Source organism: Hyalangium sp. (assembly GCF_035629615.1).
Taxonomy (GTDB): domain Bacteria; phylum Myxococcota; class Myxococcia; order Myxococcales; family Myxococcaceae; genus Hyalangium.
The window spans coordinates 1-12,116 of record NZ_DASPHO010000902.1; the positions used below are offsets into that span (position 1 = coordinate 1).

Genomic DNA, 12,116 nt, shown 5'->3' on the forward strand with positions numbered 1-12,116 from the left:
CGATGGATGATCTCGAAGCGGCGTCCATCCGAGCCCCCCAGCCGCTCGCCGGGAAGCAGCCGGCGCAGCTTGAGCCGCGGGCGAGCTGTCGCCACCTCCCTCAGGAAGGAGTCATCAAAATCGGACCCGTCATCGGGCTCCCACTCCGCGTCCTCCGGATGGGGATCCACAGGTCCCTGGCCGTCATGCTCGCCGGTCCTTCCCATGGCACTGTCCCCCCAACCCCGTCAGGCACAAGGTAGGGGCACCCGAGGAAGCAGGCAACGACACCTCTTGCTCCCTCACCCCAAGGGCTCGCCTCCATTGAGTGCTGGGGAGCCGAGCGAGCGAGGGCCGGTCTGGCGGGAAGCACTAAGCGGCGGGTTCGATTTGTGTGCTTGTCAGCGTTCGGTGGCCCCCTCCAGGAGGCGTTGAATGGCCGAGGCCTGCCGCGCTTCGTTGCCGGTGAAGCGCAGGCCCAGGCCCAGTTCCTCACCCTTTCTGCCCTGCCAGACCACCCGCGCCTCGAGCCATGTCCCCCCCATGCCGAACAGGCCGCCGTCCACCTTCAGCCACACGGGCTCGCCCGCTTGGATCTTCCCGAGCTGGCGGCCCACGACGAACGCGCCCGTCTGCGACAAGTCCCTCAGCTCCCCGGGGACCTGCTGCTTCGCAAGCTTGAGCTGGCAGCTCTTGCGGAGGGTGAGGCGCTCGCGCGAGGCGGTGCCCATGGACAGCGGCCGCTGCGCGCAGAACGCGATCATCTCGGCGGCGCGGCGCTTGTCGTCCCCCTGGAAGCTCGCGAGAAAACCGCCTGCGCCATCGCGGCCTCCGGCCTGTGTCCATGTCAGGGCGACCCCTTGGATCTCGAAACGCTCGTCGCTGTCTCCGAAGGTGACCATGAGCCGCACGCGGGCGTCTTGAGCGACCCTCTGCATGGTCGGCACGAAGAGCGTCAGCGTTCCGCGCTCGGTCTTCGATGAGGACAGCAAGGCGCGGCGGGAGGCGTACCGGACCTCGAGCGACGTGGCGGATGCGTCGGTCATGGCCCGATTATCGGCGTGGCTCGCGGTCCGTTCAACGCCGCCGCGTGGCGAGGAGACCCTTGGGTGTGATGCGGGGAACAGGGGGCACCAAATCTGCCTGCCCTCCCGATGAAGAGGTCCTCTGGTACCCGTGACTGCCCTTCATGGGCAAGTCGCTCAGGTCCCGCCTTCTTCCCATTGCGACCCGGAGCACGGGCTCGGGCAGTGGACGGACGCGGAGCTCGCTCGAGCCATTCGCAGCGGCAGCTCCCGGACGGGCCGCGCCCTCCATTGGCAGAGGAGGATGTCCGAGCGCTCATCGCCTACCTGAGGTGCTCCCACCTGTGGACTTCCGGGTGAACGACCCGCTGCCACACCCTGGGAGTCCGCGTGGCGGATGCGGCTGCGCCTCGACCGATCTGCGGCGACCGCTGCGCGTCAAGGTTCGTGGATGAAGAGGCCCGGCGCATCTGGGAGCGCTTCAAGGGCTTCAAGAGCCCCAACGCGAGCAACGCCGCCCGGCACCGGATCATCGACGAGCTCGTTCAGGAGAAGCGCTCCCCGCAGAGGCACGCGCGGGTGGTGGTGATCGGCGCGGGGTTCGACACGCGCGCCTACCTCCATCTCCCTGCGCGCCGCGGAGATGGGCGGGATGAGCGTGCCCGCCGCGTTCATGATTCGCCGGCTCCTGCGCTCCGCACGAGAGGGCTTTCAGGTGTGGAAGTTCGAGCGGGGGGTGCATGGCGCGTAGGGGCTACGGGGCGTGTCCAGCTCGAAGCCGCCTGCTCACCCTGGAGACGTACGGCGTCCTCCACGGGTCTCTGATAGATCCTCGCCCCATGCCTCTCACCCACCGCCTGCTCTGTGTCGGTGCCCTCCTGCTGCTCGCCGGCGCCGCGGGTTGCTCCGACGACCCGCCCCCTGCCACCCCCGACGCGGGCCCGTCCGGCAACACCTACCCGCCCATCGTGGATCGCACCTCCTGCTCAGGCCTCACCGTGGGGCCGGGCAACTACGAGTGGACCCTCACCCACGAAGAACGCACGCGCACCTACAGGGTCCATGTCCCGCCAGGCTATGTCGCGACGAAGCCCACGCCTACCGTGGTGGCCTTCCATGGCTTCGGCTCGAACGAGCTGGAGCAGGAGGGCCTGAGCTTGATGACCCAGGTGGCGGACGAGGAGGGCTTCATCGCCGTCTATCCCCGCGGTGTGAACTACCCGGAGGCGCTGCGCACCACCTCGGATGCGGGATACGAGGACTCTCGCAGCTGGAACGCGGGCGGGTGCTGCGGCCCGGCACAGATCTACGGTGTGAACGACGTGGACTTCGTGGAGGCGCTCTTCGCGGAGCTGGACAAGCGCGTGTGTGTGGACACCCGCCGGACCTATGCCACGGGCCTGTCCAACGGGGCCTTCTTCTCATACCGGCTGGCCTGCGAGCGTGCCGAGCGCTTCGCGGCCATCGCCCCGGTGGCGGGCAGTGAGAACGTCCTCCCCTGCGAGCCGAGCCGCGCTGTCCCGGTGATGCACTTCCACGGCACGGCCGATCCCACCATCCCCTACGAGGGGGGCACCATCCCCCTGGGCCGCCCCTACCCCTCCGCGCCCGACACCGTGGCGAAGTGGGCGGAGCGCAATGGCTGCAAGGGTCCGCAACAGGAGACCTTCCGGCAGGGAGACAGCACCTGCCGCACGCACACCGGCTGCACGGCCCCGGCCACCCTCTGCACCGTCCAGAGCGGAGGCCACACCTGGCCCGGCGGCCTCATGCCTGCCGAGTACGGCTACACCACGAAGAACCTGGACGCCACGCGAGAGATGTGGCGCTTCTTCGAGACCCACCCTCGCCCCTGAGAGTCCCTTGAGAGCCCCTATGAGCGCCCGCGCCCTCATCATCAACGCCGACGATCTCGGGTATGACCCGGCCGTCACCCGCGGCATCCTCCGAGCGATGCGGGAGGGCGTCGTCTCCTCGGCCACCTTCATGGTGAACACGCCCTACACCGAGGCAGCGGCGCGCGAGGCTCACGGCCTCTCCATCGGCCTGCACCTCAACCTAGCGCGAGGCGAGCCCGTGTGGCCGGGCTTCCCGCGAGATTTCCTGGAGGGCGGTGCCTTCTCCGAGCCGCGTGCCCCCACGCTGCCACCCGACGCCGTGGAGCAGGAGGCCCGGGCCCAGCTGGAGCGACTGGCGGCATTGCTGGGCCGGCCGGCCACTCATGTGGACGTGCACAAGCACCTGCACCGCCACCCGAACGTGCTCGCCGGGCTGGCACGGGCTGCCCGCGCCGTGGGCCTGCCGGTGCGCTCCATCGACGAGCCCATGCGCCGCGAGCTCCAGGCCCAGGGCGTGGCCACCAACGCGCACTTCATCGGCGATGCGGGGGCGGAGGCGTACTGGACGCTGGAGCGCTTCGAGGCCGCAGTGGGGGCGCTGCCCGCCTCTGGCAGCATCGAGCTGATGTGCCACCCCGGCTACACCCCCGAGGCGGTGAAGAGCGGCTACGCGGCCCAGCGCGAGGTGGAGCTGGCCACCTTCCTCCACCCGCGAGCCAGGGCGGCGCTGTCACGCGCGGGGCTCACGCCCACGGGCTTCGGCGCGCTCACATCCGGACGGTAGCCTCTTCCGCCACGGGCCAGCCGGGCTCGGGCGACAGCGCCAGGGTGTTGCGCACCCGGGCGATCAGCTCGTCCGCCTGGTAGGGCCGCGAGCACAGCACCGTGCCCTCCCAGGCCCAGGCCGGCCGCCGCGAGCCTGCCAGGAGGATGGGCACGGGCCGGGCGCGAGGCAGCGTGGCGAACGTCTCCAGGAAGAGGCCCACCTCCTGCTGCGAGGCGCTCGCGGACAGGAGGATCAGATCCACGGGCAGGGCCGCCGCGTTGCGCAGGGCGTCGTCGCCGGTGCGCACGGTGAGCACCTCGAAGCCCTCGGAGCGCAGCACGCGCTCGGCCTCGGCCTCATGCTGGCGATCCTCGTCCAGCAGCAGCACGCGCGGCGGCAGCTCCCGCACCTCGCGCGAGGGCATGCGCGGCATCGCCACCGTGAAGGTGGAGCCGTGCCCCTCGGCGCTGTTCAGGCTCAGGTTGCCGCCGTGCATCTTGCAGATGGAGTGGCTGATGAAGAGCCCCAGCCCCAGCCCTCCGAAGTTGCGGTGGGAGACGTTGCGCGCGCGGTAGAAGCGCTGGAACACCTGCGCCTGGTCTGCGCCGGGGATGCCGATGCCGCGATCCTTCACGTGGATGCGGACCTCGTCCCCCACCTCCTCCACCGCCACGTTGATGAGCTCGCCGCCGCCGCTGTACTTGTGGGCGTTCTCCAGCAGGTTCACCAGCACCTGCTCCAGGCGATCCCTGTCTCCCTGCACCCACACGCGCTGGCGCGGCACGTCCACCAGGAAGGGCCGATCGAAGGCGTTGCGGAACTGGTCCACCACCTCCGCGACGAGCTGCCCCATCTCCAGCGGCGCGTGGTCCAGGTCCAGCTTCCCCAGCTCCAGCCGCGAGGCGTCCAGCAGGTCATCCACCAGCCCCACCAGCCGATCCACCTGCCGCTTGGACTTGAGCACGCTGGAGAGCTCCACCGGCTGCCCGGTGGCGATGCGCCGCTCCATGGTGAAGAGGCTCAGCTTGAGGGGCGTGAGCGGCGTCTTCAGCTCGTGCGAGGCGATGGACATGAACTCCTCGCGCACCCGCAGCGCCGCCTGGGCCTCGCGCAGCAGCCGCGCGTTCTCCACCGCCACCGCGAGCTGCCCGGCCGCCGCCGTCCACAGATCCAGCTCGCGCGCTGAGAACGAGGCGCCTTGCTCCTTATAGAGGAGCAGCAGCCCCACCGTGCGCCGCGGCGCGCACAGCGGCACGGCGGCGAAGATGGAGCCCATGGAGTCCCCGTAGCCGCGCTGGATGCCAATCTGCGCCCTGCGGGTGCCCAGCGCCTGGACGAACGGATCGGCTGCCGGATCGAACGCGTCCTCGGGTGATTCACAGTCAGCCAGGTCCGAGACAGCGGCGCGGCGCAGCCCCCCCTGGCCCTCGGCTTCGCAGAGGAATACCTCCGCGCGACGCACCCGGGCACAGCGCACCAGGGCCGTCACCGCGGCCGAGCACACGCTGTCCACCTCCAGCGTCTCGCCCACCGCGCGGGCCACCTCCTGCACCACCTGGGAGAAAGCGCCCTCGTCATCCAGCCCCGAGGGCTCGAAGAGCACCCACGCCCCAGGGGGCTCGCCCTCCCCCGTCTGCCGCACCTGCACGCGCACCTGACGCATCGTGCTGGTGATGACGTGCCCCTCGTGCTCGCGGCCCTCGCGGACGGCTCGCTCCAGCGCGTCCCGGCTCCGGCCGTACTCCAGCATCTCCAGCAGGCCCCGCCCAAGAGTAGGAGATACTCCTACCTTCCGGGAGAAGTCCGCTTCCAGCCACTGGACCTTGAGGTCTGGCCCCACGCGCAGCGTGGCCTGGGGCAGATGTGCGAGCACATTCTCGAAGTCGGAGGGCAGCATGGGGCCAACCACGAGATAAGTGCGCCCTCCCCGCTGCGACAACCCGTCCCCCGGTGTTTCAGGGCTCTCCAGTCCCTGGGCCGTTAGGGGGGTGACACTGTCGGGAGTCGATCTCTCCGGGTTTCAACACCCGGCTCCGGCTGCCTGGTGAGGAGGCATCCTGCACGGACTCCATGCATTGGGGCGTCTGTGTGTTAGACGACAGGCCGCCATGTCTTCACAGCCTTCCAAGGAACTGCAGACCTTCCCCAACCCGGCCAGCGAACGGGACTACGAGATCGCTTTTGACGTGCCGGAGTTCACCTGCCTCTGCCCGCTGACCGGGCAGCCGGACTTCGCGCGCTTCAAGATCCGCTACGTGCCGGATCAGCTCTGCGTGGAGTTGAAGAGCCTCAAGCTCTACATGTGGGCGTACCGCAACGAGGGCGCCTTCCACGAGAAGGTCACCAACACCATCGCGGACGACATCATCCGGGCCATCCAGCCCCGCAAGCTCACGGTGGAGGGAGACTTCTTCGTGCGCGGTGGCATCGGCACCGTCATCACCGTGACGCACGAGAAGAAGAAGGGCTAGCTAGAGCCCGCCCCGCAGCTCCGAGACGGCTTCGAGCTGGCCCGAGTGAGGCCGCAGGAGCATCACCAGGTGCCCCTGATGGAAGCCACGGACGGGGGCCTCGGGATCAGGGAAGCCCGCGGGCAGGTGCCAGGTGGGCGGGAGCGTCCGGCCGTAGGCAATGGGCCGTGCTCGGCGAAGATCGCCCAGCTCCGCATCGGAGAGCTCCCGGGTGAAGCACCACGACAACAGCTCGCGCCCCTGCAGCCCCACGCGCTTCCCAGGCCCGGGGTCTTCCCAGGGGCCAATCGCCGTGCGGTGCAGCCGCGACAGGTGCGCCCCACAGCCGAGCGCCCGTCCGAGCTCCCTGGCCAGCGAGCGCACGTAGAAGCCGCCGCGGCACACCAGCTCCAAACGGCTGGAGCGTGGCAGGTCATGGGCAAGCCAGCGCGCCTCGTGGAGGTAGACGCGCGAGGGAGGCAGCACCACCTCTTCACCGCGGTGGGCCTTGCGGTACGCGGGCTCTCCGCCCACCTTCTTGGCGCTGGTGGCCGGGGGCACCTGGTCGTGCCAGCCTCGGAAGCCCACCAGCGCCGCGTCCAGCGCGGCCGGCGTGAGCTGGGAGGCATCCCCCTGGTGGATGACGCGGCCCAGCAGGTCGCCGTTGTCCGTCTCCGTGCCCCAGACCACCTCCGCCACGTAGCGCTTCGGCAGGGGGTGGTGCAGATCCATCAGCCGCGTGGCCTGCCCCAGCAGCAGCAGCAACAAGCCCTCGGCGAAGGGGTCCAACGTGCCGCCATGGCACACGGGGAGACGCTTGCCGGGGCGCGTGGCCTGGAGCTCCTCCATGAAGGCACGCACCACCGAGAAGCTCGTCTCACCCACCGGCTTGTGGGCCAGATAGATTCCGGGCGTCAGCACACGCTCCATCCTCCCAACCTGCTCCAGGACTTCACAGCCCTTTTGCTGCCCCGGTGACACAGGGCCAGCCCCCAGGTGGCATGGTTGCTCACTGTGCGACCGGACAGGATGTCCTTCCTGCCCCAGCGCGACGGAGCTTTGGTAGCTTCCCCCCGCATGAAGAAGTTGCTCATTGGGGTCCTGGTTCTCGCCGTCCTGTCCGGCGCCGCCGCAGGCGGAGTCTTCATGTGGGCGGAGAAGGGCACGACGACGCCGAAGGTCGCCGGAGATGCGCCCGAGGTCATCTTCGTCGTGAAGAAAGGGACGGCGGCACGCACGCTGGGCCCAGAACTCCAGTCAGAGGGGCTCATCGACGATCCACGGCTGTGGCGCTTCCACCTGTGGCGGCGCGGCGGGCTGGCGCTGAAGGCGGGCCGCTTCAAGCTCAGCGCCGCCCTGTCCATCGCGGAGATCGCGAAGACGCTCGAGAGCCCTCCGCTCCCCGAGGATGTGCCCTTCGTCATGATCGAGGGATGGCGGCTGCGGGACACGGACGAGGCGCTGGCCGCCAAGGGGCTCATCAAGCCGGGTGAGTACATCGCCGCCGCTCGCCGCCCCGAGCGCTTCAAGGCCACGTTTCCGCTCCCCATGCGCAGCCTCGAGGGCTACCTCTATCCGGAGACGTACGCCGTCGTCCCAGACGGGTTCAATGTGGAGGCCTTCATCCAGCGGCAGCTCGACACGTTCGGCGCGCGCTTCTTCAATGCGCACAAGGCCGAGCTCGAGAAGGGCAAGCGCAGCCTGCATGACATCGTCGTGATGGCCTCCATGCTCGAGCGCGAGGAGCCAGAGCCTTCGCAGCGCCCCCTGGTCGCGGGCATTCTCTGGAAGCGGATCGACAAGGGCTACGCGCTCGGCGTGGATGCCACGAGCCGCTACGAGCTCGAGGACTGGAACAATCGCAAGGAGTTCCTGAAGAAGCTGCGCGACAACACGGATGCGTACAACACCCGTACGCGCGTGGGCCTGCCGCCGGGGCCGATTGGCGCTCCGACGGTGGACTCCCTCCTCGCGGCGCTCCGCCCCACCGCGAGCGAGTACTGGTACTACCTGCACGACGCGCAGAAGAAGCTCCACCCGTCGCGCAACGCCGAGGAGCACGAGGCCCTGCGGGTGAAATACAACGTCTACTGAGCAGGGGCTGATGAGGAGCCAGGCGCCGGGCCCCATGCCGCGCCCGGCGTCCCTCCCCCCTGGTGCTGCTCCCGGGCCCGGGGCTAGCGGGTGAAGTTCGGGTACGGCATGACGGGCGGCTGCGACACCCGGCCGAGCACGTTGCGGTAGGCGCTCACCAGCATCCGGTCACGCTGGACCTGGGCGTCGAAGGTCGCCTGGGCGCGCATCTCCGGCGGGAGCTTGTTGGCCTCCTGCATGCGCGCCTGGTACTGCTGGTGGATGCCGGACTCGAGCCGCGCCAGCGTGCTCCGGGCCTGAGGCTGGGTGAGCGGCCCGGTCATCGGCGGGGCGCCGCCCGGCAGCTGGTTGAAGTCGGTGCCGCTGGCCGGCTGCAGCGCGCGGCTGAAGTGGTTGTGCACCGCCTGGGCCTGGTCCATGCGCTGCATCTCGATCTCCGCCCGCGCCATGCCCTGCTGCTCCGGCGGCAGCCTGCTGAGAATCTGGTGGTTCAGGTCCCGGGTCAGCATGTCGAGGCTCTGCTCGATCCGCTGCTTGCCCCCCATCACGTCCTGGAACGACGCCCCGGTGCGGCCCATCAGCGCCGTGTTGTTGCTCACCTCCTGAAGGGCGGTGGCGCGCCGCGCTTCGATCGCTTGCTGCATCTGGTACTGCTGGTGGATGGGCATGGGAATCGTGCCGAGCTGCCGGAGGTAGGCGTCGAACGTCTTGTTGACGTTGTCCTTCAGCGCCTGGGTTGCCTGCCCCATCTGGCTGCTCGTCTCGACCGGGCTGAAGGGCCGGTTCACCGCGCTCGCGTCACCGCGCAGTTGCTGGGCCAGCGCCTGGTGGCGCTGCTGGATCTGGGCCTGGAGCTGCGGGCGCACCTCCGGAGCCGCGTGCATGAGCATCTGCTGCTCGTGCGGCGTCAGCGGCAGGGCGATCTGATCGGCCTGGGCCTGGTAGCCAGGGACGCGGCCCAGGACATTGTTCAGCCGGTTGCGAATCTCGGGGCCGACGTTCCCGCCCACAGGGCCAGGGATGATGCCCACAGCCGGCCCGAAGGAGCTGATACCCCGGAGCGTGTTGAGCAGCGGCGAGCTCGCCGGAGCAGGAGCCTTGGACACTGGCTGGGTGCTCACCGGCGGCAGGGACCGGGGCTGCACGGGCTCAGCCGCGCGAGCGGTAACGATTCCAGACAGGGAGTTGCTGTTGATGCGGGCCATGGCGTTCTCCTGAGTGCGGTGAGGGGCGAGGGAGCGACCAGCGAGCGCTGCGCTTACACACACTCGAGTTCTCGCGCGTGCCGATTTGTTGTTTCGTCCCTGTTTGCTTTCTTCCTCAGCAATATCAAGGTGTTCCATGTTTGGGACAGGTGTCTCAGGGATGGGACAGGGGGCGTACTGCGACGATGCAGACGGGGAACTCAGGCCCGTTCGGCAGTTGCACGTGGAAACTCGTGAAAACGATCTTCCTAAAACGCGGGTTTTCGATCGCGGGGACCGCGGGGAAAGCGCGGGATCGGATCTCACGTCCCCGGATCAGGAAATTCGCGCGGATGGAAGTCCAGAGGCTTGAACTCTGGGCTTCCATCCGCCATCGCGCCGCGCGAAACGCGCGAAATGACTCAGCCTCGCTGCGGCGCGAAGGGGGAAAACGATCGCGCTGGCCGCGATCGCTACGCCGCGCTTTTTGAAGATCGTCTCCACTCCCCGTGTCCGACGTGGCGCGCTCCACGGCCCGAGTTGGCGCTGTCCGACGCGGGGCGCCGCCCCTCCGGGCCCGGACTAGACCTCCTCGAACCTCGTGCCTGTGGCGCCCATGCGCTCCAAGGCGTTCTTGATCTCCCCGGAGACGATCAGCGGGCCCGTCCACCCCTCGCACCGGAACACCTTGGCGCTTCCCACCTTGGCCTTGTCGATGCGCAGGTCACGCACGGAGGCATAGCGACCGACCATGTCTGGAAGCCCGTCTTCATGAGTCCAAAGCTGGATCCGGGACGCCTGTTCGTCGATACAGCGGATGAGGCGTGTGGCAACGAGGATGAGGTACTGATCCGGTTGACCCTCCACGTCCACGGGGATCAGTTGCACATCATCCGGGGCCAGCTCCGAGAACATGGCCGCGACCCGGACATGGACCACCGGGAGGAAGACGTTCGCTTCCGAGTAGTCCAGCGACTTGCCCGTGATCTCGACGGGTATTCTCAAGCGCTCCGTAATGTGGACGGGCGTTCCGCACGTGAACTGCCTGTCATCCACCTGTCGGCCCTGACGGTCCGTTGGCGTGTTCAGGTGCCAGCGGTGTGGGACATTCACATCGTCGGAGAGTCTAAAGAAACACGTGGGCATCGGCTCCATTTAGCGCGGTGGCTGCTGGGTGACGAGTTGGTTCAGTTCTGTTCCCGGCGTGGCGATCTGATCCGCCAGTCGCTTGAGGGCCCGAGTCAGTCTCTCACGGCAGTCCACGACGCTGCGACAGGTCGCCGTTGCACCGGCAAGTTCGTCCAAGACGATCTGGTGATAGCGCTCGGGGTGAGGCCCGTAATGCCCCGGCAGAGGCATCTTGTTCGCCGGGTCCTCCATCGACATTCCCGCCCTAGCGAAGATCGCCCGGAACCTCGGCGTCCATGGGCCGCCGCGCGCGGTGGACTTGTCGTTGCAGACGGTGGCGATGTGGTGCGTCTCGATGCAGGGGGCCGTGCCGCCACTGCCACTGGCCCCCATCGTCATCGCCGTGGCGGCCACCGTCACGCTCACGCCCTCGGCACTGAGCGCGATCTCCTCCACCGCGCCCAAGGCGGGCACCGAGATTGTTGCCGTGCCCTCGGCCTGCACGGACACCTGCGCCGAGCCGGGCAGCGTCGGCACCTTCGCCGCGAACAGTTTCGCCGTCGAGCCAATGGCCGCCATCAGCAGCATGGCAAATGCGCGCGCTGCCTCTCTCCCGAGGAGCTTCCCGAAGCGCTCGCCCGCATCGCGGATCTGCTCGAAGGTGGTCGCCACCTTCACCTCTTCCATCAACTGGAGCCAGCCGCTCACGAGGTTGAGGAGCGTGTCAACGCCCACATACAGAATCAGCCCCACGCCGACCACCGCCACCAGCGCCGGAGCCACGGGGTTGAGCGCCATGATCAGCAGCATGGAACCCAACGTCCACAGGACCGTGCTGATGAGCGCGCGGACTTCCACCATCTCTCCCAGAGCCTTCTTCATCTCGTCGATCACCGGGCTCTTGCTCAGAGCCAGCGCCCAGATGTAGCGGCCGTGCATGTCCAGGTAGCGCCCTGCCACCAGCGCGCCCCCGAGACAGTCGCCGTAGAAGTTGTGAACGCGCTGGCACCAGAGCCGGTAGCGTTCCGCCGTCTCCAGGTCCTCTTTCGTCAACGCCCCTTCCAAGGGCTCGCCCGGCCCCAGCGGCACCAGCTTCTGGTCCTTCTCCAGCCAGAGGTAGTTTCCGAACTGCGGGTCCATCTGAAACATCTTCTCCACTGTCTGGCGCGGGGTGCCTGTAAGCCGCACCTCGCGTGCAAGGCGCCTCATGGCCTGCTGGAACTCCTCTTCGTCCAGCGTGACGGGTTGCAGGTCAGCGGTGCGGGGAATGTGGACAACGGCTCTTCCCTGGCCGATGTCCTCCACGTGGGGAACCCTCGGGATGCTGCTGCACCCCACGACCAACACCAGGAACAGCGCTTCGGCCTTCCACAGCAGCCGCCAAGGAATCATGCGTCACCCCTGCTTGCGAGGAAGGGAGCAGGGTAGAGGGCTGCCACAGGGAAGAGGAGGAGCCGACGGGTGACGCCCGTTTTGCACCCCCGCCCGCCATGCGGGGGCGGCTCCCGCCCGATGCTGACGCCTGGATGCTCGCCACGTCCCCGCTTCCTTCCCAGGTAGCGCCGCGCCGCTTCGGCTGTCGTGCCTGCCGGGTTGCTCGCCACTCGCCCACGTCGTCGCGGCTCCACGGCCTGCCTGGACGCTTGCCTCTC

Annotated in this window: 12 protein-coding genes; 5 read left to right on the top strand and 7 right to left on the bottom strand. The window is 68.5% G+C overall.

The window, feature by feature from the left end:
• Together VD972_RS45065 and VD972_RS45070 are read right to left on the bottom strand one after the other, a co-directional pair.
• Window positions 1-206 (bottom strand): hypothetical protein (locus VD972_RS45065; protein ID WP_324996275.1); only part of this gene is annotated, 206 nt, incomplete at its 3' end.
• 174 nt (window positions 207-380) lie between these two features.
• Entirely contained in the window at window positions 381-1,025 is a 645-nt protein-coding gene (locus VD972_RS45070) for a PilZ domain-containing protein (protein ID WP_324996278.1), read from the bottom strand.
• A 369-nt stretch (window positions 1,026-1,394) separates the two neighbouring features.
• On the opposite strand from VD972_RS45070, the gene VD972_RS45705 reads away from it, so the two are divergent.
• From VD972_RS45705 to VD972_RS45085, 3 genes are read left to right on the top strand one after another with little or no spacing between them, the layout of a single operon-like run.
• Window positions 1,395-1,829, top strand: a complete 435-nt coding sequence (locus VD972_RS45705; RefSeq protein WP_414654252.1) for a class I SAM-dependent methyltransferase — start codon at window positions 1,395-1,397, stop codon at window positions 1,827-1,829.
• 14 nt (window positions 1,830-1,843) lie between these two features.
• The gene (locus VD972_RS45080; protein WP_324996282.1) at window positions 1,844-2,860 is read left to right on the top strand and encodes an alpha/beta hydrolase family esterase; all 1,017 of its coding nucleotides are present in this window, start codon (window positions 1,844-1,846) and stop codon (window positions 2,858-2,860) included.
• Between the two features lie 19 nt (window positions 2,861-2,879).
• The gene (locus VD972_RS45085; RefSeq protein ID WP_324996284.1) at window positions 2,880-3,626 is read left to right on the top strand and encodes a carbohydrate deacetylase; all 747 of its coding nucleotides are present in this window, start codon (window positions 2,880-2,882) and stop codon (window positions 3,624-3,626) included.
• On the opposite strand, the gene VD972_RS45090 is transcribed toward VD972_RS45085, so the two are convergent.
• A complete protein-coding gene (locus tag VD972_RS45090) occupies window positions 3,610-5,505 on the bottom strand; it encodes an ATP-binding protein (protein WP_324996286.1) in 1,896 nt (631 codons plus the stop codon). The two genes, VD972_RS45085 and VD972_RS45090, sit on opposite strands and share 17 nt — an antisense overlap.
• 211 nt (window positions 5,506-5,716) lie before the next feature.
• On the opposite strand from VD972_RS45090, the gene queF reads away from it, so the two are divergent.
• Window positions 5,717-6,079 (top strand): preQ(1) synthase, encoded by a 363-nt coding sequence (gene queF / locus VD972_RS45095; protein WP_324996288.1) that lies wholly within the window; start codon window positions 5,717-5,719, stop codon window positions 6,077-6,079.
• Here queF and truB read toward each other — a convergent pair whose 3' ends face one another.
• On the bottom strand, window positions 6,080-6,976 hold the full coding sequence (gene truB, locus VD972_RS45100; RefSeq protein ID WP_414654253.1) for a tRNA pseudouridine(55) synthase TruB: 897 nt from the start codon (window positions 6,974-6,976) through the stop codon (window positions 6,080-6,082).
• A 159-nt stretch (window positions 6,977-7,135) separates the two neighbouring features.
• Between truB and mltG the strand changes: the two genes are divergently transcribed.
• On the top strand, window positions 7,136-8,152 hold the full coding sequence (mltG, locus tag VD972_RS45105; RefSeq protein WP_324996292.1) for an endolytic transglycosylase MltG: 1,017 nt from the start codon (window positions 7,136-7,138) through the stop codon (window positions 8,150-8,152).
• Window positions 8,153-8,235: 83 nt separating this feature from the next.
• On the opposite strand, the gene VD972_RS45110 is transcribed toward mltG, so the two are convergent.
• From VD972_RS45110 to VD972_RS45120, 3 genes are all read right to left on the bottom strand, one after another.
• The gene (locus VD972_RS45110) at window positions 8,236-9,357 is read right to left on the bottom strand and encodes a hypothetical protein (protein ID WP_324996294.1); all 1,122 of its coding nucleotides are present in this window, start codon (window positions 9,355-9,357) and stop codon (window positions 8,236-8,238) included.
• 561 nt (window positions 9,358-9,918) lie between these two features.
• The gene (locus tag VD972_RS45115; RefSeq protein WP_324996296.1) at window positions 9,919-10,482 is read right to left on the bottom strand and encodes an imm11 family protein; all 564 of its coding nucleotides are present in this window, start codon (window positions 10,480-10,482) and stop codon (window positions 9,919-9,921) included.
• A 9-nt stretch (window positions 10,483-10,491) separates the two neighbouring features.
• Window positions 10,492-11,856, bottom strand: coding sequence for an AHH domain-containing protein (locus VD972_RS45120; protein ID WP_324996298.1), 1,365 nt, complete (start codon window positions 11,854-11,856; stop codon window positions 10,492-10,494).
• Window positions 11,857-12,116: the final 260 nt, after the last annotated feature.

What these genes read in the sequence shown, in the direction of transcription:
- VD972_RS45080 (WP_324996282.1), top strand. Translation starts at nt 1,844, where the DNA reads ATGCCTCTCACCCACCGCCTGCTCTGTGTCGGTGCCCTCCTGCTGCTC.
- VD972_RS45070 (WP_324996278.1), bottom strand. Translation starts at nt 1,025, where the DNA reads ATGACCGACGCATCCGCCACGTCGCTCGAGGTCCGGTACGCCTCCCGC.
- VD972_RS45110 (WP_324996294.1), bottom strand. Translation starts at nt 9,357, where the DNA reads ATGGCCCGCATCAACAGCAACTCCCTGTCTGGAATCGTTACCGCTCGC.
- VD972_RS45090 (WP_324996286.1), bottom strand. Translation starts at nt 5,505, where the DNA reads ATGCTGCCCTCCGACTTCGAGAATGTGCTCGCACATCTGCCCCAGGCC.
- mltG (WP_324996292.1), top strand. Translation starts at nt 7,136, where the DNA reads ATGAAGAAGTTGCTCATTGGGGTCCTGGTTCTCGCCGTCCTGTCCGGC.
- queF (WP_324996288.1), top strand. Translation starts at nt 5,717, where the DNA reads ATGTCTTCACAGCCTTCCAAGGAACTGCAGACCTTCCCCAACCCGGCC.
- VD972_RS45120 (WP_324996298.1), bottom strand. Translation starts at nt 11,856, where the DNA reads ATGATTCCTTGGCGGCTGCTGTGGAAGGCCGAAGCGCTGTTCCTGGTG.
- VD972_RS45115 (WP_324996296.1), bottom strand. Translation starts at nt 10,482, where the DNA reads ATGCCCACGTGTTTCTTTAGACTCTCCGACGATGTGAATGTCCCACAC.
- VD972_RS45085 (WP_324996284.1), top strand. Translation starts at nt 2,880, where the DNA reads ATGAGCGCCCGCGCCCTCATCATCAACGCCGACGATCTCGGGTATGAC.